The organism is Leisingera sp. JC1 (assembly GCF_001679925.1).
Lineage (GTDB): Bacteria > Pseudomonadota > Alphaproteobacteria > Rhodobacterales > Rhodobacteraceae > Leisingera.
Genome location: NZ_LYUZ01000001.1, coordinates 118,461 through 143,217, shown reverse-complemented (window position 1 = coordinate 143,217; position 24,757 = coordinate 118,461). Strand labels below are relative to the sequence as shown.

General features: G+C 61.4%; 21 protein-coding genes and 1 pseudogene. 12 read left to right on the top strand and 10 right to left on the bottom strand.

Features of this window, described 5'->3' with window-relative positions; genetic code table 11:
* Both A9D60_RS00685 and A9D60_RS00680 read right to left on the bottom strand, forming a co-directional pair.
* A complete protein-coding gene (locus A9D60_RS00685) occupies positions 1 to 1,329 on the bottom strand; it encodes an aspartate aminotransferase family protein (RefSeq protein WP_065265815.1) in 1,329 nt (442 codons plus the stop codon).
* Positions 1,330 to 1,331: 2 nt separating this feature from the next.
* Entirely contained in the window at positions 1,332 to 2,090 is a 759-nt protein-coding gene (locus A9D60_RS00680; RefSeq protein WP_065265814.1) for a 3-keto-5-aminohexanoate cleavage protein, read from the bottom strand.
* Between the two features lie 307 nt (positions 2,091 to 2,397).
* Between A9D60_RS00680 and A9D60_RS00675 the strand changes: the two genes are divergently transcribed.
* Complete coding sequence (locus A9D60_RS00675) at positions 2,398 to 3,795, top strand: aminotransferase family protein (protein ID WP_065265813.1); 1,398 nt, start codon at positions 2,398 to 2,400, stop codon at positions 3,793 to 3,795.
* A 225-nt stretch (positions 3,796 to 4,020) separates the two neighbouring features.
* Here A9D60_RS00675 and A9D60_RS26915 read toward each other — a convergent pair.
* Both A9D60_RS26915 and A9D60_RS00670 read right to left on the bottom strand, forming a co-directional pair.
* Positions 4,021 to 4,294: pseudogene (locus A9D60_RS26915) on the bottom strand (permease); the annotation flags it as partial.
* Between the two features lie 3 nt (positions 4,295 to 4,297).
* A complete protein-coding gene (locus A9D60_RS00670) occupies positions 4,298 to 5,041 on the bottom strand; it encodes a hypothetical protein (protein WP_065265812.1) in 744 nt (247 codons plus the stop codon).
* A gap of 105 nt (positions 5,042 to 5,146) precedes the next feature.
* Between A9D60_RS00670 and pdxR the strand changes: the two genes are divergently transcribed.
* From pdxR to A9D60_RS00625, 9 genes are all read left to right on the top strand, one after another.
* Positions 5,147 to 6,607, top strand: coding sequence for a MocR-like pyridoxine biosynthesis transcription factor PdxR (pdxR, locus tag A9D60_RS00665; RefSeq protein WP_065265811.1), 1,461 nt, complete (start codon positions 5,147 to 5,149; stop codon positions 6,605 to 6,607).
* A 269-nt stretch (positions 6,608 to 6,876) separates the two neighbouring features.
* Positions 6,877 to 8,649: a sulfoacetaldehyde acetyltransferase gene (gene xsc / locus A9D60_RS00660; RefSeq protein ID WP_065265810.1), complete on the top strand. Its 1,773-nt coding sequence runs from the start codon at positions 6,877 to 6,879 to the stop codon at positions 8,647 to 8,649.
* 5 nt (positions 8,650 to 8,654) lie between these two features.
* Positions 8,655 to 9,401, top strand: a complete 747-nt coding sequence (locus A9D60_RS00655) for a sulfite exporter TauE/SafE family protein (protein WP_065265809.1) — start codon at positions 8,655 to 8,657, stop codon at positions 9,399 to 9,401.
* 44 nt (positions 9,402 to 9,445) lie between these two features.
* On the top strand, positions 9,446 to 10,474 hold the full coding sequence (gene pta, locus A9D60_RS00650; protein WP_254656599.1) for a phosphate acetyltransferase: 1,029 nt from the start codon (positions 9,446 to 9,448) through the stop codon (positions 10,472 to 10,474).
* Between the two features lie 96 nt (positions 10,475 to 10,570).
* Positions 10,571 to 13,393, top strand: coding sequence for a molybdopterin oxidoreductase family protein (locus A9D60_RS00645; RefSeq protein WP_065265808.1), 2,823 nt, complete (start codon positions 10,571 to 10,573; stop codon positions 13,391 to 13,393).
* The gene (locus A9D60_RS00640) at positions 13,390 to 14,154 is read left to right on the top strand and encodes a 4Fe-4S dicluster domain-containing protein (RefSeq protein ID WP_065265807.1); all 765 of its coding nucleotides are present in this window, start codon (positions 13,390 to 13,392) and stop codon (positions 14,152 to 14,154) included. The genes A9D60_RS00645 and A9D60_RS00640 overlap by 4 nt, the downstream gene beginning before the upstream one ends.
* Positions 14,154 to 15,041, top strand: coding sequence for a dimethyl sulfoxide reductase anchor subunit family protein (locus tag A9D60_RS00635; protein WP_065265806.1), 888 nt, complete (start codon positions 14,154 to 14,156; stop codon positions 15,039 to 15,041). Before A9D60_RS00640 ends, A9D60_RS00635 begins: the two co-directional genes overlap by 1 nt.
* 117 nt (positions 15,042 to 15,158) lie before the next feature.
* Positions 15,159 to 15,620, top strand: coding sequence for a carboxymuconolactone decarboxylase family protein (locus A9D60_RS00630; protein ID WP_065265805.1), 462 nt, complete (start codon positions 15,159 to 15,161; stop codon positions 15,618 to 15,620).
* Positions 15,617 to 16,498 carry a sigma-70 family RNA polymerase sigma factor gene (locus A9D60_RS00625; RefSeq protein WP_065265804.1) on the top strand — a complete coding sequence of 294 codons (882 nt, stop codon included), beginning with the start codon at positions 15,617 to 15,619 and terminating at the stop codon, positions 16,496 to 16,498. The genes A9D60_RS00630 and A9D60_RS00625 overlap by 4 nt, the downstream gene beginning before the upstream one ends.
* 121 nt (positions 16,499 to 16,619) lie before the next feature.
* Here the strand turns inward: A9D60_RS00625 and dapA are convergent, their stop codons facing one another.
* The gene (gene dapA / locus A9D60_RS00620) at positions 16,620 to 17,492 is read right to left on the bottom strand and encodes a 4-hydroxy-tetrahydrodipicolinate synthase (protein WP_065265803.1); all 873 of its coding nucleotides are present in this window, start codon (positions 17,490 to 17,492) and stop codon (positions 16,620 to 16,622) included.
* 139 nt (positions 17,493 to 17,631) lie between these two features.
* Between dapA and A9D60_RS00615 the strand changes: the two genes are divergently transcribed.
* Complete coding sequence (locus A9D60_RS00615) at positions 17,632 to 19,590, top strand: lytic transglycosylase domain-containing protein (RefSeq protein ID WP_065265802.1); 1,959 nt, start codon at positions 17,632 to 17,634, stop codon at positions 19,588 to 19,590.
* Here A9D60_RS00615 and A9D60_RS00610 read toward each other — a convergent pair.
* Both A9D60_RS00610 and mnmD read right to left on the bottom strand, forming a co-directional pair.
* Positions 19,564 to 20,472, bottom strand: a complete 909-nt coding sequence (locus A9D60_RS00610) for a DMT family transporter (protein ID WP_065265801.1) — start codon at positions 20,470 to 20,472, stop codon at positions 19,564 to 19,566. The genes A9D60_RS00615 and A9D60_RS00610 overlap by 27 nt on opposite strands.
* A complete protein-coding gene (gene mnmD, locus A9D60_RS00605; RefSeq protein ID WP_065265800.1) occupies positions 20,469 to 21,137 on the bottom strand; it encodes a tRNA (5-methylaminomethyl-2-thiouridine)(34)-methyltransferase MnmD in 669 nt (222 codons plus the stop codon). Before mnmD ends, A9D60_RS00610 begins: the two co-directional genes overlap by 4 nt.
* Positions 21,138 to 21,195: 58 nt before the next feature.
* Between mnmD and A9D60_RS00600 the strand changes: the two genes are divergently transcribed.
* Positions 21,196 to 22,236 (top strand): NAD(P)/FAD-dependent oxidoreductase, encoded by a 1,041-nt coding sequence (locus tag A9D60_RS00600; RefSeq protein ID WP_065265799.1) that lies wholly within the window; start codon positions 21,196 to 21,198, stop codon positions 22,234 to 22,236.
* A 108-nt stretch (positions 22,237 to 22,344) separates the two neighbouring features.
* Here the strand turns inward: A9D60_RS00600 and A9D60_RS00595 are convergent, their stop codons facing one another.
* The 3 genes from A9D60_RS00595 to A9D60_RS00585 all read right to left on the bottom strand — a co-directional run bounded on the left by A9D60_RS00595 (position 22,345) and on the right by A9D60_RS00585 (position 24,550).
* Positions 22,345 to 22,887: an NADPH-dependent FMN reductase gene (locus A9D60_RS00595; RefSeq protein WP_065265798.1), complete on the bottom strand. Its 543-nt coding sequence runs from the start codon at positions 22,885 to 22,887 to the stop codon at positions 22,345 to 22,347.
* Positions 22,888 to 23,064: 177 nt separating this feature from the next.
* The gene (locus tag A9D60_RS00590) at positions 23,065 to 23,721 is read right to left on the bottom strand and encodes an OmpA family protein (protein ID WP_083194054.1); all 657 of its coding nucleotides are present in this window, start codon (positions 23,719 to 23,721) and stop codon (positions 23,065 to 23,067) included.
* Positions 23,722 to 23,860: 139 nt separating this feature from the next.
* The gene (locus tag A9D60_RS00585) at positions 23,861 to 24,550 is read right to left on the bottom strand and encodes a helix-turn-helix transcriptional regulator (protein ID WP_065265797.1); all 690 of its coding nucleotides are present in this window, start codon (positions 24,548 to 24,550) and stop codon (positions 23,861 to 23,863) included.
* Positions 24,551 to 24,757 lie beyond the last annotated feature (207 nt).

Genomic DNA, 24,757 nt, shown 5'->3' with positions numbered 1-24,757 from the left:
TCACCCATCAGGCAAACACTGAGCGATCGAAATTTCCAGCTTGTCCACCACTTCAACAATCTGTTCCTCAGAGATAATGAACGGCGGCGCCAGCAGTATATGGTCGCCGTTCCGTCCGTCGCGGGTGCCGGACATCGGATAACAGATCAGACCGGCCTGAAATGCTGCCTTCTTGATTTTCCCCGCCAGACCCAGCGCCGGATCAAATGGAGATTTGGTGTCGCGGTCTGCGACCAACTCTACCCCGCGAAACAGCCCGCGGCCGCGGATGTCGCCAATGTTGGGGTGCTGGCCGAAACCGTCCTCCAGCGCGGCCTGCAGTTTCTCTCCCATCTCGGCGCAACGTTGCACCAATCCACGCCCTAGCATCGCTTTAACCACTGCCAGCCCTGCCGCAGTTGCAGCAGGATGGCCAATATAGGTGTGGCCATGCTGAAAGAAGCCGGAACCGCTCTCGATCGCCTCATAAATCTGCCTGGTGCAGAGCATCGCCCCAATTGGTTGGTAACCAGCGCCCAAGCCCTTGGCGATGCACAGAATATCCGGCGCCACACCGTCAGCCTCGCAGGCAAAGAGATGCCCAGTACGGCCCATGCCGCACATCACCTCGTCCAGGATCAGAAGAACCCCGTATTTGTCGCAGATCTCGCGAATGCGTTTGAAATATCCTTCCACCGCAGGCACCGCACCGGAAGTGGCGCCAACCACCGGTTCCGCCATGAAAGCCATCACAGTGTCCGGGCCGAGACGGAGAATTTCCTCCTCCAGTTCATTGGCAACTCGCTGGCCATAGTCATAGCTGCTCTCTCCCTCAGCCCGGTTTACATATTCATAGCAAGGCGAGATGTGGGAGATGTCGATCAGCAGCGGCGCAAATTGGGTCCGGCGCCATTCATTACCGCCCGCCGCCAGCGCGCCGAGGGTGTTGCCGTGGTAGCTCTGCTTGCGGGCAATGATGCGGTGCCGCTGTGTTTCCCCTCGCTCCAGATAGTACTGGCGGGCCAGTTTAATCGCGGCCTCGGTGGCCTCAGAGCCGCCGGAGACAAAATAGACCCGGTCAATGTCCCCCGGCGCGTTGGCCACCAGGAGATCTGCCAATTCTTCCGCGGGATCAGAGGTCATGAACCCGGTATGGGCAAAGGCCAGCTTGCCCACTTGGTCCTGCACCGCCTTGATTACATCCGCGTCGGAATGGCCGAGACAAGAGACTGCAGCACCGCCAGAGCCGTCGAAATAGCGCTTGCCGTCCGCATCAATCAAATAACAACCGTCACCTGCAACAGCAGTAGGCAGGCTGGCCTTGGTGTGGCGAGGAAAAACATGACTCATGATCAGCACTCCTTTAGCGTATGGCCTTGGGCCTTTGCGGCCTGAACGAAGGCGGCAACCGAGGCTGCATTATCTGCCAGATGCCCGCCTTCTGGTGTTTCGATGTTATTCTCAAATCCGATTCGCGCATCCCCGCCCGCGGCAACCGCCGCCAGAAGACAAGCCTGCTCGTGGCGGCCAAAGGCACAAACGGTCCAACTAAGGCGTAAATCTGCCGTGGCGTCACGGAAGGACTTGAGTTGTTCTGGCTGCCCCAAAACCGGCGGGCTGTACTTGCCCAGAACAAAGATCGCATCCCGCATGTCAGCTGGCACTGTACCATCCTGATACCAGGCACGGAGTCGGGCGATGCAGTCTGAACCGTACAGAATATGCTGAACCTGCGTGCCTGCTTCCGCGCACAGAGCATAAGCGCGTGCGGCCAGCACCGTGTCCCGCGCCATTTCCCGCACCGATACAGAGGCTGCCGCCGGGCGCAACGCCTCCAGACAGGCAATCTGGGCGGCCACATCATAAAGGCCTGCGCTTTCTGTAGTGATCTGCACCGCCATCTCCGGTGCACTTTCTTGCACCGCATCAAGGGTTTCACGGTAGCGGCCCGCATCCAGCGAATGCAGCCCCTCTTTGTCGCGCACATGAAGGTGCAAAGCCTGGGCGCCGGCAGCGAAGCAGGCAGTTGCAGCTTCCGCCGTCTCTTGCGGCGTCATTGGCAGCTGCTTGTGATCTACACGACCCCGCCTGGCCCCGTTGGGTGCCACCATCAAACTGTACTCTGCCACCTGTCTCCTCCTACGCGGCTGCACTGCCGCGACTCGTGTTGGGATCATTTGGCAGCTTGCCGTCACGAGACATACGCTCTCAAGCCGGAGACTTCAGAACATTTGCTCTTTTGGCACGGCTTGGCGACGCTCTGCCCTTGGAGTCGGGCCTCACCTCTGGACCTAAGCAAGCATATGCTCTGGCCCTAACGAATTCCCCGAAACTGACGTTTCTGGTACATAATACGCCTCAGAAGCCCTGTAGGGTTCCGGGCAGCCTGATTCACTTCTAACGCCGAAAGGACATGTCATGGACGGCACGTTCAACGAAAACGATCTCTCCCGTGTGGTCGAGGCCGACAAGGCCCACATGTGGCACCACCTGTTCCAGCACAAGGCGCTGGAATCCTCCGACCCGCGCATCATTGTCGAGGGCAAGGGCATGCGCGTCTGGGATCAGAACGGCAAGGAATTCCTGGATGCTGTGTCCGGCGGCGTTTGGACTGTCAACGTCGGCTATGGCCGCGAAAACATCTGCAAGGCTGTCTATGACCAACTGATGAAGGTCTGCTACTTTGCAAACTCCGCGGGCTCCATTCCCGGTGCGCTGTTTGCCGAAAAGCTGATCTCCAAGATGCCGGGCATGACCCGCGTCTATTACACCAACTCCGGTTCAGAGGCCAACGAGAAGGCCTTCAAGATGGTCCGCCAGATCGCCCACAAGAAATATGGCGGCAAGAAAACCAAGATCCTGTACCGCGACCGCGACTACCACGGCTCCACCCTGGCAACCATGTCGGCAGGCGGCCAGGACGAGCGCAACGCGCAGTACGGTCCTTTTGCGCCGGACTTCGTCCGCGTGCCCCACTGCATGGAATACCGCAAACATGAGCTGGGCCTGGAACATCTCTCGGGCCGCGAGTTCGGCATTGCCGCAGCTGACGCCATCGAAGAAGTCATCCTGCGCGAAGGCCCGGAAACCGTTGGCGCCCTTTGCCTGGAGCCGGTAACCGCGGGCGGCGGCGTGATCGAAGCGCCCGAAGGCTACTGGGAGCGTGTGCAGGAAATCTGCAAGAAGTACGACGTGCTCCTCCACATCGACGAAGTTGTCTGCGGCGTCGGCCGAACCGGTAAATGGTTCGGCTACCAGCAGTACGGTATCAAACCCGATTTCGTGACCATGGCCAAAGGCGTCGCCTCCGGCTATGCGGCGATTGCCTGCATGGTCACCACCGAAGAAGTCTTTGAAATGTTCAAGGACGACACCTCCGATCCGATGAACTACTTCCGCGACATCTCCACCTTCGGCGGCTGCACCGCTGGCCCCGCCGCGGCGCTGGTCAACATGCAGATCATCGAAGACGAGAACCTGTTGGACAACTGCGCTGCCATGGGCGAGCGGATGCTGAACAACCTGCGCGCGCTGCAGGAGAAGCACACAGTGATCGGCGACGTGCGCGGCAAAGGCCTGTTCCTGGGGGCCGAACTGGTGCAGGATCGCGAAACCAAAGAACCGGTGGACGAGAAACTGGCCCAGCAGGTTGTCGCAGAATGCGGTGCACAGGGCGTGATTATTGGTGTCACCAACCGCTCGCTGCCTGGCCGCAACAACACCCTGTGCTTCAGCCCGGCACTGATCGCCACCGCAGATGATATCGACGCAATCTGCGATGCGGTCGACAAAGCACTGACCAAAGTATTCGGCTGACAACCTCTCCCTGTTGGACGAAAAAACTGCGCCCCGGATTTCCGGGGCGTTTTCTTTTGCGAAACGCAAAGGCAGTGCTGCCAATGGCCCGCCGCTAGGCAGCTGGCCCCGGCACAGTGCGTTCAAAACAATCCCGGGCCCTTCTGAAGGGAGGCTCAAATCTCCGAGACTTCTTTGGAACAGGAAACGGCGCCGCGCGCCAGCGCGGCGCCGGACTTGGGTATTTCAGATCCACTGGAATAGAACGCCAGACAAAACCGCGCCGCTTTCTCCCAACCCCAGATAGGCTGCGAATACTATTGTTTTTTACTGGCGACCAGACCGCAGCCATGGCGGGAACAGAACTGACCGCGCCCGCTACCAAATAGGCCATGGAGGCGTCTGCACTCATTCCCTGCTCCATCAGGCCAGCCAGAAGCGGCGGCGCGGCATGGGTATTGAGGCAGGGCGGCATTCCGGCCAGCGCTGCAACAGTCATCGGCAGCACACCCTCTCTGCCAAACTAAAGCTGCAGATGGATATGATCATCGTGCCGCGCAGCACGGCACCCCTGAAAGCGCAGCTTGCCGGAACTCACCTCAAACCGGTCCTGCAAATGCGGCTCCAGAAAGATTTTTCCGATCCTGTCGTCCGCTGCCAGAACCCGCAGCAGATGACGCGTTCGGTCCGCATCAACCTCCAAATCCCGCCACAATGGCTGCAGCGCCTGAAGGTCCCAACGCAGCGACGGCCTGGCATCCGGGCATTCTGACACTCCCTGTTCAAAGGCAAAGTAGCCAATCGGAGACCGGACTGCCTTGGGGCTGTAGCCCGATGCATCTGAATAGTAGAACGCGAGATCCGCTTTGCGACCGTCATGGTGAGACAAGTGCGGAATCAGCGGAAAACCGGCCAGAAACGGGAAATTGGCATCTAGAACCTGCGTTACAGTACCAGGGTAAACTGTATCAACCGCTGCTGCTGCTTCCTGCAGCACCTCGGCCAGCTCCGGTGCCATGAAGTTCCGGTTCAATGCACAGAATAGCCAGGATTGCATTTGCAAAGTGCCCTGCTGCCAGCAGCTGAGAGCAACCCGACCGAAGTGCGGGGCGGCCCAGATGGCCGCCAGGCTGAGGCCCAAGTACAAAATAAGGAATGTTGCAAGCCTGCGCCGGAACATAAGAGCCACCAGCCAGGCCATGCCGCCGAGTTGTGTGAGAAGAGTCAATAAAACTGCAAAAGCAATGTGGCCAATGATTTTCGACATGAAGCTATCTGGCACTGCCTGCACAGCCAGTACAAGGCGCAGATTCCTCCAAACTGGCCCTAAGTCCAGATTGCACCCCACTTAAGTCCACCCTAATGTGCCTGCATGGCCATCTCCGTTGACACCTTTTTCCTGAATCCGGACGCTCAGGGCACGCTGCAGGCACAGATCCAGGAAATGATTGCCGAGGGCATATTGTCCGGCCGCTTCCGGGTTGGCGAGAAGCTGCCGTCCTCGCGCAAGCTGGCCGCGCATCTGGGCATCAGCCGGATCACCGTAACGCTGGCCTACACAGAACTTCTGGCGAACGACTATCTCACCTCTCGCGGACGTTCAGGGTATTTTGTCTCCGACAATGCACCAGTGCCACCCTCCTACACACCGCAACAGAAATCCGGCGATACTGTTGACTGGGGAAAGGTGATGGCGCGCAGCTTTACCGGCGGCGACACCCCCCGCAAGCCCCAGGATTGGCGCGAATACCGGTATCCGTTCATTTACGGTCAGGCCGATGCTTCGCTGTTCGATCACGCTAACTGGCGGCTTTGCGCATTGCGGGCTCTGGGGCAAAAGGACTTCTCCGCACTGGCCAACGATTATTTTGACCAGGACGACCCGCTGCTGATCGAATACATCGCCCGGCACACCCTGCCGAGGCGCGGGATCACGGCACGGCCCGAAGAGATCCTGATTACACTGGGAGCTCAGAACGCGTTGTGGATCACCTGCCAGCTGCTGCTGAACCGCGGGCGCCGCGCAGCCGTGGAGGATCCGGCCTATTATACACTGCGTGACCAGGTGGTGCAGACCCGGTGTCAGGTGGACTGCATTCCTGTCGATGAGCGTGGCCTGCCGCCTGGCAGCATCCCCGATGACACTAACGTAATTTTCTGCACACCCAGCCACCAGAGCCCCACTACATTCACAATGCCAATGGAGCGCCGCAAGGAATTGCTGCGGCGCGCCAGCGAAATCGACGCCGTGATTGTGGAAGATGATTACGAGTTTGAAATGTCTTTCCTCGGCGCACCTTCGCCTTCGCTAAAGTCGCTCGATACCGAGGGCCGGGTTATCTACGCGGGCAGTTTTTCCAAATCGTTGTTCCCGGGCCTTAGACTCGGTTATCTGGTCGGCTCCGAACCTTTCATACGCCAAGCCCGCGCACTGCGCGCTAGCGTGCTGCGGCACCCCCCCGGCCACGTGCAGCGCACCGTGGCCTACTTCCTTTCACTCGGCCACTACGACGCACAGATCCGCCGCATCGCCAAGGTTCTGCACGACCGGCGCGCAGTGATCGAGGATGCCATCCGCAAACACGGACTGACCATTGCAGGGGTCGGCAGCTTTGGCGGTTCAGCCCTGTGGATGCAGGCGCCCGATGATATCGATGCCACAGCAGTAGCCGAGCGACTGCGGGAAAAAAGCGTGATCATTGAACCCGGCGCGCCTTTCTTCGCAGCAGAGCACCGCAAGCAGAACTATTACCGGCTCGGCTATTCCTCGATTCCTGCCACCAGAATCGAGCCCGGTTTGGCCTTGCTTGCTCAGGCGTTGAAGCAACGCTGAACAGTATTACTGGTCCACGATCTGTCGACCACTCAACAAATGATACGAATTGTATCACCGAACGATACGCGATTTTTGTTGTGCTCACTGGGCATGACCGGCTGAACCATATGTGAAAAAACCTTTGGGCTATTTTCATAAGTCCAGTTTTGGACCTATCCCAGCGCGCGAACTGGCCCTAACCGGACACCCCAGCGCCCCCTAAACCAGAGTCAACTCCCGGCACTCTGGCCCGGGCGGATTATGCGTCTCACTCAGGAGCAAGACCCATGAAAATGACCACCGAAGAAGCCTTCGTCAAAGTGCTTCAGATGCACGGCATTGAGCATGCCTTTGGTATTATCGGCTCGGCCATGATGCCGATCTCCGACATCTTTGAGCCGGCGGGCATCACCTTCTGGGATTGCGCACACGAAGGCTCCGGCGGCATGATGGCGGATGGCTACACCCGCGCCACCGGTAAGATGTCGATGATGATCGCGCAGAACGGCCCCGGCATCACCAACTTTGTGACCGCTGTCAAAACCGCCTACTGGAACCACACCCCGCTGCTGCTGGTTACCCCGCAGGCCGCGAACAAGACCATGGGTCAGGGCGGTTTCCAGGAAATGGAACAGATGCGCATGTTCGCCGACTGCGTCTGCTACCAGGAAGAAGTGCGCGACCCGTCCCGTATGGCCGAGGTTCTGAACCGCGTGATCATGCAGGCCAAGCGCAACTCTGCCCCGGCCCAAATCAACGTGCCGCGCGACTACTTCACCCAGGTCGTCGATATCGACCTGCCGGCTGTTGTCGATTTTGAGCGCCCCGCAGGCGGAACCGACGCGGTGAACGAAGCAGCCGAGCTGCTGTCGAACGCAAAATTCCCGGTCATCCTGAACGGTGCCGGCGTTGTTATCGGCGGCGCGATCCCGTCTTCGATGGCCCTGGCCGAGCGTCTGGACGCACCGGTCTGCGTTGGCTACCAGCACAACGACGCCTTCCCGGGCTCGCACCCGCTGTTTGCAGGCCCGCTGGGCTACAATGGCTCCAAGGCCGGCATGGAACTGATCTCCAAGGCGGACGTCGTCCTGGCCCTGGGCACCCGCCTGAACCCGTTCTCGACCCTGCCGGGCTACGGCATTGACTACTGGCCAACCGACGCCAAGATCATCCAGGTTGACATCAATCCGGACCGCATAGGCCTGACAAAGAAAGTCACTGTCGGCATCGTCGGCGACGCCAAGCAGGTAGCCGACACCATCCTTGAAAAACTCTCCGCCACTGCAGGCGACGAGGGCCGCGAAGAGCGCAAGGCGCTGATCGCACACACCAAGTCCTCCTGGGCGCAGGAACTGTCCTCGATGGACAGCGAGCAGGACGATCCCGGCACCACCTGGAACGAGCGTGCCCGCGCTGCCAAGCCTGACTGGCTGTCGCCCCGCCGTGCGTGGCGTGCGATCCAGGCCGGCCTGCCGAAGGATGCGATCATCTCCTCCGACATCGGCAACAACTGTGCCATCGGCAACGCCTACCCGTCGTTTGAGGAAGGCCGCAAGTACCTGGCCCCGGGCCTGTTCGGCCCGTGCGGTTATGGCCTGCCGGCGGTTGTCGGCGCGAAAATCGGCTGCCCGGACGTTCCGGTTGTCGGCTTCTCCGGCGATGGCGCCTTCGGCATCGCAGTGACCGAACTGACCGCAATCGGCCGCGAAGAATGGCCCGCCGTGACCCAGGTTGTCTTCCGCAACTACCAGTGGGGCGCGGAAAAGCGTAACTCCACCCTGTGGTTCGACGACAACTTTGTCGGCACCGAGCTGGACACCCAAGTGTCTTATGCCGGGATCGCCAATGCTTGCGGCCTGAAAGGTGTGGTTGCCCGCACTCAGGAAGAGCTGACCGACGCCCTGCGCCAGGCCTGTGAAGACCAGAAGAAAGGCATCACCACCCTGATCGAAGCGATGATCAACCAGGAACTGGGGGAGCCCTTCCGCCGCGACGCGATGAAGAAGCCGGTTCAGGTTGCAGGCATCAGCAAGGACGACATGCGTCCGCAAAAGGTCTGAACCTAATGCCCCTGCCCTTTGACCTCTCTATGGGCCAGGGGCTCTATCTGGCCGCCGCGTTGTTCGCGGCGGCCGTCATCCGGGGCTTTTCCGGCTTCGGATTCTCCGCGATCTTCATCATTCTGGCGGCCCTCACCACCAATCCGCTGCCGCTGATTCCAGTGGTCTTTTCCTGCGAAATCGCCATGACCGCTTTCCAAGCGCGTGACATACGCCCGCATATCGACTGGCGCCGGGCCATTGCCCTGCTGGCCGGGGCTGCCATCGCAACTGTTCCTGCCATCGCCATCATGGCACGGCTTGGTGAACAGGAGGCCCGCTTGGCAATCTCGAGCCTGATTCTGATGCTGAGCCTGGTTTTGCTGAGCGGCTGGCAGCTGAAGCGCCCTGTGGGACGCAATGGAAATGTGGGCGTAGGTGCCATTGCAGGCATTGCCAACAGCGCCGGCGTCGGAGGCCTGCCCGTGGCGGCCTTTCTGACCGCGCAGCCGGTTCCGCCTGCGGTGTTCCGGGCCACGATGATCGTGTTCCTGACCGGCATCGACCTGATGGCGCTGCCGGTTATGGCCGCAAACGGACTAGTTGGACCGGAAACCCTGACGGGCATCTTGCTGGCCTTTCCCATTCTGGGCCTCGGCATCTGGGCCGGGTCCCACAGTTTCAAGGCGGTCTCGCAAAAGCTGTTCCGCCGCGCGGTGGTTCTGATGCTGACCGCGCTTTCACTGATCAATATCGCGCGGCTGGCGTTCTGACTCCCGGCCCTGCACCGAAACCGCTGTTACAGGACCTGACCCTCGTGACCCAGACCTTGTCCCCGTTCGAACTGCTGAAGGCCGAAGCCCCGGCAACCCGACCCCTTGTCGCACTGAGCGAGGGTACCGACCCGCGTGTAGTGGCAGGCGCCCTAGCAGCGCATCAAGCAGGCATTGCGGATGTAATTCTAGTTGGCCCGCAGGCCGAGGTAGAAGCTGCGCTGCGAGCCGAGGGATCTGAAACAAGCGAGGGAGTTGCTGTCCATGATCCGGCCACCTCTGACCTGACTGCCGACTTTGCCGCCGAGTACTATGAACTGCGAAAACACAAGGGCGTGGATGAGGCCAATGCCCGCGCCGCCGCTGAAACATCTCTGGTCTATGCTGCCATGCTGGTGCGCCTGGGCTATGCAACCGGCACTGTCGGCGGTGCCGTTCACACGACCGGCGACGTGGTGCGCAGCGCAATTCAGGTGATCGGCATGGCGCCAGATGCGGGCATGGTCTCTTCCTTTTTCCTGATGTACCCGCCAAAAGGCGCGCCTGATGGCGCCCGCGCGATGCTGTACTCCGACTGCGGACTGGTGATTAATCCCAACCCTGCCGAGATGGTTTCCATCGCTGCCGCATCGGCCCGATCGGCAAGCGCGCTGCTCAGGGTAGACCCGAAACTGGCCTTCCTCAGCTTCTCCACCAAGGGCAGCGCCAAGCACCCGGCGGTGAACAAGGTGACCGAGGCCCTGGGTCTGTTCCGGGAGGCGAATCCGGAGCTGGCCGCCGATGGCGAGCTGCAATTCGACGCGGCGTTTGTCCCCTCGGTCGGTGAACGCAAGTCGCCGGGTTCCACTGTTGCAGGCCGGGCCAACGTCATGATTTTTCCAAACTTGGACGCAGGCAACATCGGCTACAAGATCACCCAGCGGCTGGGCGGCTATTCTGCCATCGGCCCGGTAATGCAGGGGCTGGCGAAACCCGCCAACGACCTGTCGCGCGGCTGCAGCGCCGAGGACGTGACCCAGATCATCGCCGTCACCATTCTGCAGGCTGCAGACGCCAAGCATCCGGAATTTTGAACAAATGTTCCAAAAGCCCGAACTCTCGAAGAACACTATTCCCAAATTGAGGCATTCCGTCATACGGTCGCCCGAAACTCCCAACAGGACCCGCCAATGACCCACCAGCAGCCAATCCTGAACACCTCGCCCAAGGTCTCGGACGAGATCCGCAAGACCACCTGCTACATGTGCGCCTGCCGCTGCGGCATCAACGTGCATATGAAGGACGGCAAGGTCGCTTATATCGAGGGCAACCGCGACCACCCGGTGAACAAGGGTGTGCTTTGCGCCAAAGGGTCCGCAGGGATCATGCAGGTCAACGCGCCGTCTCGCCTGAAGGCGCCGATGCTGCGCACCGGGCCGCGCGGATCAGGCCAGTTCAAGGAAATCACTTGGGACGAGGCGCTGGCGATTGCAGTGGGCTGGATGGAACCGGTGCGCCACGAGGCTCCGGAAAAACTGGCCTTCTTCACCGGCCGTGATCAATCGCAAAGCTTCACCAGCTTCTGGGCGCAAAGCTTTGGTACACCGAACTATGCAGCGCACGGCGGTTTCTGTTCTGTCAATATGGCGACTGCGGGCATCTACACGATGGGTGGCGCCTTCTGGGAATTCGGCCAGCCCGACTGGGACCACACCAAGCTGTTCCTGCTGTTCGGCGTCGCGGAAGACCATGACTCAAACCCGATCAAGATGGGCATCGGCAAGATCAAGAAGCGCGGCGCGCGGGTGATCGGCGTCAATCCGATCCGCTCCGGCTACAACGCGGTTGCGGACGACTGGGTCGGCATTACCCCCGGCACCGACGGACTGTTCATCCTGTCACTGATCCATGTGCTGATGAAGGCTGGCAAGATCGACCTCGACTACCTCAGCCGCTACACCAACGCGCCGGTGCTGATCAACGCCGAGGAAGGGCCAGAAAAGGGCCTGTTCCTGCGCGACGGTGACGGCAAGATGCTGGTGATCGACCGCAACACCGGCAAGCTGACCTCCTTCGACCAGCCCGGCGTGCGCCCGGACCTGTCGGCGGTCTACGAAAAGGACGGCGTCACGCATCGCCCGGTCTTCCACCAGATGGTCGAGCGTTATCTGGCGGACGAATATGCCCCCGAAGCCGTCGCGGAAAAATGCGGCATCCCGGCCAAGCGCATCCGCGCCATCGCGGGCGAACTGGCCCGTGTCGCCTTTGACGAGGCGTTTGAGCTGGACCACGAGTGGACCGACTTCCGCGGCGAGAAACATACCAAGATGATCGGCCGGCCGGTGGCCATGCACTCGATGCGCGGCGTATCGGCGCATGCCAACGGCTTCCAGACCTGCCGCGCGCTGCATGTGCTGCAGATCCTCTTGGGCACTGTCGAGGTTCCCGGCGGCTTCCGCTTCAAACCGCCCTACCCCAAGCCGGTTGAGGCGCACCCAACCCCCCACTGCAAGGCCACGCCCGACACCCCGCTGGACGGCCCGCACCTGGGTTTTGTGCGCGGACCGGAGCATCTGGCGCTGAAAGAAGACGGCAGCCCGGCGCGGATCGACAAGGCGTTCACCTGGGAAAACCCGATGTCGGCCCATGGCCTCATGCATATGGTGATTTCCAATGCGCATGCCGGCGATCCCTACAAGATCGACACGCTGTTCATGTATATGGCCAACATGTCGTGGAACTCCTCCATGAACACCAAGGGTGTGATGGAGATGCTGACCGACAAGGATGAAAACGGCGACTACAAGATCCCGCACATCATCTATTCGGACGCCTACAGTTCCGAAATGGTGGCCTTTGCCGACCTGATCCTGCCGGACACCACCTATCTGGAACGCCACGACTGCATCTCGCTGCTGGACCGCCCGATCTGCGAGGCGGACGCCGCAGCAGATGCGATCCGCTGGCCGGTGATCGAACCGGACCGCGACGTGCGCGGCTTCCAGACTGTGCTGATTCAGCTGGCCAACCGGATGAAACTGCCGGGTTTCACCAATGAGGACCGCACAGCGAAGTGGAAGGATTACGCCGACTACATCGTCAACCACGAGCGCAAGCCGGGCATCGGCCCCTTGTCCGGTTTCCGCGGTGAAGACGGCAGCAAAACCGGCCGCGGTGAAGTAAACCCGGAGCAGCTGAACCAGTACATCGAAAACGGCGGCTTCCACGTCGCCCACATTCCGGAAGGCGCGGACTACTATAAGCCCTGGAACACCGCCTATCAGGACTGGGCGGTGGGCATGGGGCTGTATGACAGCCCGCAGCCCTACCTGTTCCAGCTTTATGTCGAGCCGATGCGCAAGTTCCAGCTGGCCGCCGAAGGCCATGGCGAGCGCCAGCCGCCCGAGCATCTGCGCCAGCGCGTCAAGGACGTGATGGACCCACTGCCGATCTGGTACGAGACTGACCAGCAAGGCAACGAGGGCTTCACCGTCAACGCGCTCACCCAGCGCCCGATGGCGATGTACCACTCCTGGGGCACCCAAAACGCCTGGCTGCGCCAGCTGCATGGCCGCAATCCGCTCTATGTTCCGACCAAGCTGATGCGCGAGCATGGGCTGCAGGACGGCGACTGGGCCAAGGTCACCTCGCCGCACGGCGAAATCACCGTGCCGGTTATGGAGATGGCGGCGCTCAACGACAACACCGTCTGGACCTGGAATGCCATCGGCAAGCGCAAGGGCGCCTGGGCGCTGGAGGAGGATGCACCGGAAGCCACCAAGGGCTTCCTGCTCAACCACCTGATCCACGAACTGCTGCCCGCCAAGGGCGATGGTATGCGGTGGGCCAATTCGGACCCGATCACCGGTCAGGCGGCCTGGTTCGACCTCAAAGTCAAAATCGAAAAGGCCGACGCGCCATCTGACCTGCAGGAAAGCCAGCCGGCCTTCCCGGCGCAGGAATCCCCGGTCGGCACCGGCCCGAAAGAACTGAAGTGGAAAGTAGGCAAATGACCGAGCTACCCAACTCCACAGACCGCAAGATGGGTCTGGTCATCGACCTGGACACCTGCGTCGGCTGCCACGCCTGTGTGATCTCCTGCAAAGGCTGGAACACGGAAAACTACGGCGCGCCGCTGTCGGACCAAAACCCCTATGGCAGCGACCCGTCGGGCACTTTCCTGAACCGGGTGCACTCCTATGAGGTGCAGCCAGAACAGGGCCATGCCCAGCTGATCCATTTCCCCAAGTCCTGCCTGCACTGCGAGGACGCGCCTTGCGTCACCGTCTGCCCCACCGGCGCCAGCTACAAGCGCGTCGAGGACGGCATCGTGCTGGTGAACGAGGACCACTGCATCGGCTGCGGCCTGTGCGCCTGGTCCTGCCCCTACGGCGCGCGGGAGCTGGATCTGGCCGAGGGCGTGATGAAAAAATGCACCCTCTGCGTCGACCGGATCTATAACGAGAACCTGCCGGAAGTGGACCGCATCCCCTCCTGTGTGCGGACCTGCCCCGCAGGTGCCCGCCATTTCGGCGATCTGGGCGACCCGGACAGCGATGTCTCAAAACTGGTGGCAGAGCGCGGCGGCATGGACCTGATGCCGGAAATGGGCACTAAGCCGGTGAACAAATACCTGCCGCCCCGACCCAAAGACACCATCGAAGAGGAAATCGACATCCTCGCCCCGCTGTTGGCACCGGTCGCCGAAGAGCCGCAAGGTTTCATGGGCTGGCTGGACAAGGCTCTCGACAAACTTCCGGGAGGAGCGAACTGATGCATCCCGCACCCTCAGTCATCATCTTCACTACCCTGTCGGGGCTGGGTTTTGGCCTGCTGTTCTTCCTTGGCCTTGGCCAGCCAGCGGTGACCGGCATGGTGGCCTTTGTGTTCTACGCCCTCGCCTTTGGCCTGGCTTGCGGCGGCCTCTTGGCCTCCACCTTCCACCTCGGCCACCCGGAACGCGCCTGGCGCGCCCTGACCCAATGGAAATCCAGCTGGCTCAGCCGCGAGGGGGTCTGCGCCGTGGGCGCCCTGATCGTCATGGGGCTTTACGCGATTGGCGCAGTGTTCATAGACAGCCAATGGGCATTGCTGGGTTGGATCGGTGCGGCGCTCAGCCTCGCCACCGTCTTCACCACCTCGATGATCTACACCCAGCTGAAGACCATCCCGCGCTGGAATATGGAGCTGACACCAGTGATGTTCCTCTCCTTCAGCCTGGCGGGCGGTGCTCTGCTGGCCGGTGCTGAGAGCCTGGCGCCTTGGCTGCTCGCCATCGCAGGCGCAGTGCAGCTGGCTTATTGGGCCAAGGGTGACAAGGCGCTGGAAGCTTCCGGTACCAACCTGGGCACTGCCACCGGCCTTGGCGGCCGCGGTTCCGTGCGCGCATTTGAGCCGCCGCACACCGGTTCCAACTACCTCCTGCGCGAGTTCGTGCATGTAGTCGGCCGCAAGCACGCGCACAAACTGCGGATGATTGCCTTTGTCCTCGGCTTTGCCCTGCCGCTTCTGCTGATCCTGACCCCGGTCCAGGGCTTTGTGATCAAACATGTGTTTGCCGCCCTTGCGGTGCTGTCGCATCTCGCAGGCGTAGCCACCTCGCGCTGGCTTTTCTTTGCCCAAGCCGAACATGTAGTGGGCCTCTACTACGGCAAACGCTGATGTATTCCGGGGCGCCGATAGGGCGCCCCAACTTTTTGAAGTAATTTTTGCCGTGGGTGTCACAAACGCCTTGGCTGCCTCGTCCTGTTCCTGAAGTGATCAGAAAGGAACAGACCCATGACACAACGCCTCGATTATTTTGCCATCGCACCTGAGCTGTTTCAGCCAATGCTGGAACAGGAAAAACTGTTCAAGGACAGCACCCTTGAACACAGTCTTGTAGAACTGGTGAAACTGCGGGCCTCGCAAATCAACGGCTGTGCCTTCTGCATCCACATGCATAGCCACGACCTACGCGCCCACGGCGAAAGCGAAGATCGGATGCAATTGCTGAATGCGTGGCGGGAATCCTCTCTCTACTCAAAGAGGGAACGCGCCGCGCTGGCCTGGTGCGAAGCGCTGACGCGGGTGGAAACATCCGGTGCGCCGGACGAGGACTATGAAGAGGTGACCAAACTCTTCTCCCCGCGTGAGCAAGTGGTTCTGACACTGCTGATCAGCGCCATCAACGCCTGGAACCGCATTGCAATTGGCTTCCGCACTCCGCATCCTGCCGCTAAGGAGGCAAACGCCGCGTGACAGCTCATGAAACGAAAGAAGGAACCGTCGCGTTCCTTACAGCGCGGCCGCGATTATTTGCGGCCGCCTACCGGATGCTCGGCACGGTCAGCGACGCCGAAGACATCCTGCAGGATACGTTTCTGCGCTGGCAGACAGCACCCCGAAAGGACGTGCAGGACCCCACAGGCTATCTGTTGCGGATCACCACACGGCTGTGCCTGGACCAGCTGAAATCGGCCCGGGTGCGGCGCGAGACGTATCCCGGAGAATGGCTGCCGGAACCTCTGCTGACCGAGGACGCAACCGAACAGCTGGACCATGACGTCTCGGTTGCCCTGCTGCTGGCACTGGAAACCTTGTCGCCGCTGGAACGCGCTGCTTTCCTGCTGCATGATATTTTCGACGGTTCCTATGACGATATTTCCACCGCGCTGAATCGCTCTCGCGAAGCTTGCCGCCAGTTGGCTGCCCGCGCCAGGCGCAAAGTGCAGGAACTGCGGCCAGAGCGCCCCTCTGACCCGGAGCAGGGCCGGGAAATAACCGAGGCTTTCTTCCGTGCGTCCAGAACCGGCGACACAGAGGCCCTCACACAGCTTCTGGCGCAGGATGTGCAGCTAATCTCAGACGGCGGCGGCAAGGCGATGGCTGCCCTCAATCCGATTTACGGCCGGGACAAGGTGCTGCGGTTCATGGCAGGCATCGCACGCAAGTTCGCCAACACGCTTCCGAAGCGCTGGCGGTATTGCCACCTGAACGGCCTCCCGGCAGTTCTGAATCAAGCAGAGGACGGCATCTTGCAAGCAACATCGCTGGAAATCACGAATGGCAGGATCTCGAAGATCTATGTGACCCGCAATCCGAACAAGACACGGCATCTGGCGGGTGCTCTGGACTGACGGGGCCTGCCCCTCTTGCCTCTTCGGGGCAATTCACACCGGAATGTTTCGAACCGCAAAGAAGCCAAGGGGCGGCACTCCTCTGGAGGCCGCCCCTGCTATTTCCAATTGCAGGCAAATATTAAAGCAAGCCCGCGTGCACCATAGCCGCGTCGATGGCAGCCTTAGTGCTGTTCTCCAGCGTGGTCAGCGGCGAGCGGACCTCCTCGCTGCACATGCCAAGCTTGGACAGGCCGTACTTGGCACCCGCCAGGCCCGGCTCGATGAAGATCGCCTCATGCAGCGGCATCAGCTTGTCCTGATACTCCAGAGCCTTGGCGTAGTCGCCTGCCAGAGTGGCAGCCTGGAATTCGGCACAGAGCTTGGGCGCGACGTTTGCGGTCACCGAAATGCAGCCGACACCGCCGTGCGCATTGAAGCCCAGCGCGGTGGCGTCCTCACCGGACAGCTGCACGAAATCCTTGCCGCAGGCGGCGCGCTGCTGGCTGACTCGGGCCAGATCGCCGGTCGCGTCTTTCACCCCGATGATGCGCGGCAGCTCTGCCAGTTCGCCCATGGTCACAGGCGTCATGTCGACAACCGAACGGCCCGGAATGTTGTAGATGATGATCGGCAAATCCGCGCAGTCATGGGCGGCCTGGAAGTGCTGAACCATGCCGCGCTGGGTCGGTTTGTTGTAATACGGGGTCACAACCAGCGCCGCATCGGCGCCGACCTTCTTGGCGAACTCGACAAAGCGAATCATCTCGACGGTGTTGTTGGAGCCTGCACCCGCGATTACCGGTACCCGGCCGGCCGCTGCCTTGACCGTCTCAGCGATGACCAGTTCGTGCTCTTCGTGGGTCAAGGTCGGGCTTTCACCGGTGGTCCCGACCGGCACTAGCCCTGTCGAACCTTCGGCAATCTGCCATTCCACCAGACGTTTGAGCGCATCCAGATCCAGCTCACCGTTCGAAAACGGGGTAACGAGTGCTGGCATAGAGCCTTTGAACATGGGCACGCTCCCTTCGCTGCAGGTGCAGGCGGCAATCCGCCGCCGTCAAGATACGGAATGCCGGTGATTTGAGTTGATACCGGCACGCCAATGAGTAACGTTCAAGCCTCTATCCCCGGACCGTTGGAAAATGCAAGAGATGACACGCATCCTGGCCCTTATTCTGCTGATTGCGGCGGCCCTGCCCGGGGTGCCTGCCCAGGCACGCGATCTGACAACTGCGCTCGACCTAATGCGGGCCGAGAAATGGGAAGACGCAGCGCGCGAAGCGGGCAGGCAGGAAAGTGTCGCGCGCGATATCATCGAATGGCACCGGCTGCGGGCCGGGCTTGGCTCTGCCGGGGATGTGATGGCGTTTTTGCAGCGGCGGCCGGACTGGCCCGGGCTGGATTACCTGCGCGGCCAGAACGAGGGCACCATTGCTGCCACCGGGCGCGAAACCATTCTGGCCTTCTATGCCAACGAACGCCCGCAAACCGCCGAAGGTGCGCTGAGCCTGGGCAAGGCGCTGATTGCAGCCGGGCGCCGCGGCGACGGCGAGGCTGAGATCGTGCTGGCCTGGCGCACCATGGCGATGGGCAGCGCCATCCAGACGCTCTATCTGCGGGACTTCGGCAAGCTGCTGAAGCCCCACCATACCGCGCGGCTGGACAGGCTCTTGTGGGAGGATCATCTGGTCAGCTCCAAACGCATGCTGCCGCTAGTGCCGGAGGGTGAGCGTAAGCTGGCAGAAGCCCGCATCGCTTTGCAAGAACGCGCACCTGGCGTAGACGCTAAGATCGAAGCGGTTCCGGACCGCCTGCAAGGCGCGGCCGGCCTTGCCTATGACCGCTTTGCCTGGCGCGACCGAAAACGCCTGCAGGACAGCGCCATCGAAATGCTTATGGACCGCAGCACCAGCGCCGAAAAGCTGGGTGAACCAGGAAAATGGCTGCGACGCCGCCGTGATCTGGCGCGGCAGGTGATGCGCGACGGCGATCATGAGCGCGCCTACCAGCTCGCTGCCTATCATTTCTCTTCGCCGGAGGACGGCTATGGGTATTCCGATTGCGAATGGCTGGCCGGCTACATCGCTCTGCAGAAACTAGGCGATCCTGAACTCGCCGCCGTGCATTTCCAGCACTTCCTCGCCTCGGTCGAGACCCCGATCTCCATCGGCAGAGGCGGTTACTGGCTGGGCCGGGCCTATGCCGCAGTGGGAGAGGCAGACAAGGCACATGAAGCATACGCCAAAGGTGCGGAGTACCAGACATCCTTCTACGGCCTTCTGGCCGCTGAGAAACTGGGACGCCCCTTTGATCCGGCCCTGGTGAAACCGGCGCCAATGCCTGACTGGCGCGAAGCGGCTTTCATGCAGTCCTCTGTAACGGAGGCCGGGCTGATGCTGCTGAAGGCCGGTGATCTGGCGCTGGCCGAGCGCTTCCTGACCCACTTGGTGGAAACCCTGCCGCCGGTGCAAGCCCGGCAGCTGGGACAGATGGCGGTGGATATGGACCAGCCGCATTTGGCTGTCATGATCTCCAAGCGTGCTGCCCGCGGCGGCGTAGAGCTTGAAGGTGCGTATTACCCCTTGCATCCGGTCGCCAAACACCAGCTGCCGATGGCGGAGGAAATGACCCTGGCCATTGCCCGGCGCGAAAGCGAATTCGACCCCGCAGTCATCAGCCACGCCGGTGCGCGCGGCCTGATGCAGGTGATGCCGGCAACAGCCAAGCTGGTGGCAACGGAATTGGGCATCCTGGCAAACCACAAGACGTCCCGCCTGACGGCGGAATGGGACTACAATGCAAAGCTGGGCGCCAATTATCTGGCGGGGCTGGCAGGCAAGTTCCGCGGTAACGTGGTGATGATGGCCGCTGGTTACAATGCCGGCCCTCACCGTCCCATTGCATGGATGGAACGCTATGGCGATCCGCGGGACGGAGATCCTGACATCGTAGATTGGATTGAGCACATTCCATTCAACGAGACCCGCAACTACGTGATGCGGGTCACTGAAAGCCTGCCGGTCTACCGCGCCCGGCTGGGTAAAACACCTCTGCCGGTGCCGTTTTCCAAGGAACTGAAGGGCTCAACCCTTCACGCGTTCGCGCCATAAGGTGAACAGCCCTGCCGCGATGATAATACCCGCACCGATGGCGACATTGGTGCGGATCACCTCACCGAACACCGCCATGCCCAGCATCGCAGCCCAGATCAGGTGGAAGTAAGCAAAGGGCTGCACAGCGCTGGCTTCGGCCATCTCGTAGCACTTGATCAGCAACCAGTGGCCGGTCACGCCCGAAACGCACAGCAGCGCCATCCAGAACCAGTCACCCTGGCTCATCGGCTCCCAGAACCAGATACCGATAGCCGTCATGAAGACCATGCCGGCAATCCCGGTCCAGAAGAAGCTGGTGGCGGTGCTGTCCTTGCGCGCGGCGTAGCGTGTTACCAGCCCGTAAACGGCAAACATCAGCGCCGAGATAAAGGGGATCACCGCGGCCGGGTTGAACACGCCCATACCCGGCTGCAGAATGATAAGCACGCCGATCAGGCCCACGCCAATCGCCGCCCAGCGCCGCCAGCCGACGCTCTCGCCCAGCACCGGTCCGCTCAGCGCCGCGACCAGCAGCGGATAGCAGATGAACACTGCCTGGCTCTCGATCAGGCCCAGAACGGTAAACCCGTAAACCGCGACGCAGATTTCACCGACCAGCAGCACGCCTCGGAAGATCTGCAGCCACAGCTGATCCGTACGCGCGGCCTCCTTGATCCCTCCCGGTGCTCGGGCGGCAAGGAACACCACAAACGCGGCAAAGAACCAGTAGCGAACCATTACCACCATGTAAGTGTTGTAGGTGCCCGCCAGGTGACGTGAGATACCGTCCTGCAAGGCAAAGACAATGGTGGCACCGATCATTAGCAGGATGCCCAGCGGGACATTGTTTTGCTGAACCCGGGGCTGGGGCAGGCTTTTGCCCTGTGGAACCATGCTCATCGCAGTACCGCCTTTGTCATATGCCGCTTGCGCCCGTAGCCAGGGATGCGGGTCACTTCAAATCCTGCCGTCTCAAGCCCGCGGCGGACAAAACCCGCCGCTGTGTAGGTCGCCGCCGAGCCCTCGGGTGCGGTATGCGCCGCAACCTCCGCCATCAGTGCTTCCCCCCACAACTCAGGGTTCTTGGCCGGAGAGAACCCGTCCAGAAACCAGGCATCTGCCTGCCCTGTCCACTCGGGCAGCGACACTCGCGCGTCGCCCTGGATCACCTCCAGTTGCAAACTGCCCAGATCGCAGGCTCCTGTTCCCTGCCATTTTGCCAGAAACCGCTCCGCCCAGGGGGCCACCGACGGGAACGCCTCCAGCGCCTTGGCCATATCGGCAGGCGCCATCGGGAAAGCCTCGAAACTGGTGAAGCGCAGCGGGCAAGTTTGCCCGGCACCTTCCCAGGCACGCCAAGCCGCCAGCATGTTGAGTCCCGTGCCAAAACCTAGCTCGGCAATGTGAAAACCGGGAGCGAACCGTTCAGGCAGGCCATTACCGGCCAGAAACACATGCTCCGTCTCCGCCAGCCCGTCCTGGATAGAGAAATAGGGATCATCGAACAGATCCGACACCGGAACGGTGCCATCGCGCCAGCTGAGGCGGGCCTGCTGGTCTGCCATGCTATAATCCCCTAAGTAAGTGTCTGGAACGGCGCGACACTGGCGAAAGGATACCGAAATGGCAATGGCAGATGTAACAGTGCGCGGGGCGGGCATATTCGGCCTGTCAATCGCCTGGCTCTGCGCCCGCCGCGGCGCGCGCGTGCAGGTGGTGGACCCGTACGGCGCAGGGGCCGGCTCCAGCGGCGGCCTGGTTGGCGCCCTGGCCCCGCATGTGCCGGAGAACTGGAACCCTAAAAAGCAGTTCCAGTTCGAGAGCCTCCTGATGGCAGAAGGTTTCTGGGAGGCGGTTGAAGCGACCGGTGGCGTCTCCCCCGGCTACGGCCGCACCGGGCGCCTGCAACCGGTCAACGACGAACGCACTCTGGAACTTGCCCGCAGCCGTGAAATCTCGGCACAGGAGTTATGGAAGGGTGAGGCCGAATGGACCGTCTGCAAGGCGGACAGCCTCGGCCCCTGGGTGCCGCCCAGCGCCACCGGCTATGTCATCCATGACACCCTCAGCGCCCGCATGCATCCCCGCCGCGCCTGCGCTGCGCTGGTTTCCGCCCTTGCGGTCATGGGGGTGGAGCTGCAGCCCGAAGCCTCCGATCAAGGCAAGGTAGTGCACGCCAAGGGCTACGCCGGCTTGTTGGAGCTGAACGAGGTTTTCGGCAAAACCATTGGCGGCGGCGTCAAGGGCCAGGCCGCGCTCCTGCGCTTTCATGAAGGCGAGGTACCGCAGCTCTATGCCGACGGCCTGCACATCATCCCGCACGCGGATGGCACCCTTGCAATCGGGTCCACCAGCGAGCGGGAGTTCGACGAGGGCAATTCCACCGACGGACAGCTTGATGACGTGATCGAACGCGCCCGCGCGGCGGTGCCAGTGCTGCACGGGGCCGAGGTGATTGAACGCTGGGCCGGTGTGCGCCCCCGTGCCAAGTCCCGGGCCCCGATGCTTGGCGCCTGGCCCGGACTCCAGGACCACTTCATTGCCAATGGCGGATTCAAGATCGGCTTTGGCATGGCCCCCAAAGCGGCTCACGTAATGGCGGACCTGTTGCTTGAGAACCGGGACTGCATCCCGCATGGCTTCAGTGTTGAAGACAATCTGTAACCGGACAGCTTCTTTCCGGCCCCAAACTCTCTGTGGGTAAGGGCTGTTTGGCCGAGGGGTAAAAGCCCCCTGCCCGCCGTACTGCTCAAAGGATCTGCTTTACCGTGCCTACGCCGCCAGTTCGGCCCGCAGCTTCTGCATCAGTTTGGTCAATGTGGCCTCGTAGTGCTCGCTCGTCAGCCGTCCGCTTTCGTCAAATTCCTTGCTGGAACCAGCGAGATGCACTTCCGGCCCAGTAATCAGCCGCGGTTGAAATGGCACCAGGAAGCCGCGCAGGATCATCTGCGCGCGCTCTCCCCCAGCGCGGCCAGCCGCCGCGGACATCACTGCTACAGGTTTGTCTGCCCATGGGTTGCCCTCGGTCCGGCTCACCCAGTCCAGCGCGTTCTTCAGCACCCCCGAAGGCCCCTTGTTGTATTCTGGTGTCGAGATCACTATCGCATCCGCTGCCGCGATCTGACCGGCCAGCACTTGAACTGAAGGCGGAATACCCTCTTCCGCTTCTGCGTCGCCATCGTAAAGCGGCATTTTCAGATCACCCTCCAAGACCGACGCAGCCCCAAACACCCGCGCGGCCTCGGCCAGCAGCTTGCGGTTGGTGGCCTCGCGGCGCAGCGAGCCGGAAATTGTCAGCAGGACAGGATCAGCCATGGTGGGTTCCTTCTGTTCGCGTTGGCGTTGCCCCCATCATGTATGAGGCCGACATCAGCATGAAACAGCCATACCCGCGCAGTCCATGTGCAGCGTTGCGTAACCCTGCCGCTGTTTGAATGAAAACAGCCCGCCCCTATACGGGACGGGCTGCCATACTTCTCAACCGGCTCCGGCTTAGGCCGCCTGCGGGATTACCACCACTTCGACGCGGCGGTTCTGCGCCTTGCCTTCCGGCGTCAGGTTAGACGCAACCGGCTGGTTCTCACCCCGGCCGACGATGCGCAGGCGGTTGTAGGGAACCCCGCCTGCCTGGATCTGATCCGCCACCGCATTGGCGCGGCGCTCGGACAGGCCCTGATTATACCCTGCATCGCCATCGCTGTCGGTATGTCCGATCACCTGCACAATGCTGTTGGGATAGCGCACGAGGCTGTCGGCAACCCGGCGCAGATCGCCCTGCACCGCCGGAGAAACCGAAGCACTGTCCGTTGCAAAGGTCAGGTCATTCGGGAACGACAGGATGAGCCGGTCACCGGTGTTGACAATGGTGATGTCGTCGTTGGCCAGCGTTTGACGAAGCTCGCGTTCCTGCGCGTCGAGCTGATTGCCGATCACACTGCCAGCGGTCGCACCAACCAGCGCGCCGGTCACGGCACCCAGGCCACGATCAGAGTCATTTGCTATGGCCCCGACACCCGCACCGATGATACCGCCCAGAACCGCCCCTTTTTGCGTGTTGCTGCCCTGAGTACCGATAGTTGCAGGATCGGTACAGGCGCCAAGAGCCAGGGTTGCGGCGACAATACCAGCCGTAGTGAGTTTCATCTGCATCTTAAATTGCCTTCTGGTTTCCAAGGTCCGGGCGACACCCGGCAGTCCGCTGGAATATCGGGGCGCAGGGCCCCGTTCTCAAGCCAAAGGGCTTCAAGTTCGGCGGAATACCGCGCAAAACCTGCGGAACCCGGGGTGTTCAAGGCGCAAAAGCGAAGTTCCAGCCTTCCTGTTCCATCCAAAGTTTACGCAAGGACCCGGCCTCCGCAGCAAAATCCGCCTCCTGCAGTTCCGCTGCAAGCATCCGGTCTGTGCGGAAATGCCGAAACCCGCCGCGCAGCTCGCACCAGGCAGCCAGCATCGTGCATTCGATGTGATAAATCAGTGCCAAGGGCCGCAGTGTGCGGCAGCTTTCGCCACTTTCCGGGCTGAAATAGGTCAAATGCAGCTTGCGGCTTTCCCGCACGGCTTGGCGCAGCAGTGCTTTGGACACGCAACCTTGCTCCGGGTCATCCAGCGGCGCGCCCCAGGGGGCGACCTGCAGCCAGTCGGCGGTGGCATGCACATCCTTGATCTTGTGGCTCACCCGCTCCGCTGCCTTCTGCAGAGCACCATCCCCGGTGCGCATCAGCATCGCCAGCCCTACGTGCAGCGCCTCCAATTCCTCTTCGTCGAAATTGAGCGGCGGCAAATCATAGCCCTTGCGCAGCATATAGCCGATGCCAGCTTCACCCTCCACCGGCGTGCGCATCGACTGCAGGGCTGCAATGTCCCGGTAGATGGTGCGCTTGGAAACCTCCAGCTTCCCGGCGAGGTCCTCTGCCCGCACCGGAGCGGAGGCAGACCGCAGGATCTGGATGATTTCGAACAGGCGGCCAGTACGAGGCATAGGCGGAGCTCCAGTGACATTCTGCTGACACTCTAGCACATGCCACTGACAAGAGCCTGTCAGCAGAGTTTTGGTTTGAATCCCCTAAAGAGGAGAGAGCCAATGCTGAGCTACGACTGGATAGTGATGATCACGCTGGGCCTGGACCGCTGGGACAGCCAGCGGACTACACCTGCCCCCTATGAGATTGATCGCGAAGAAGCGCGC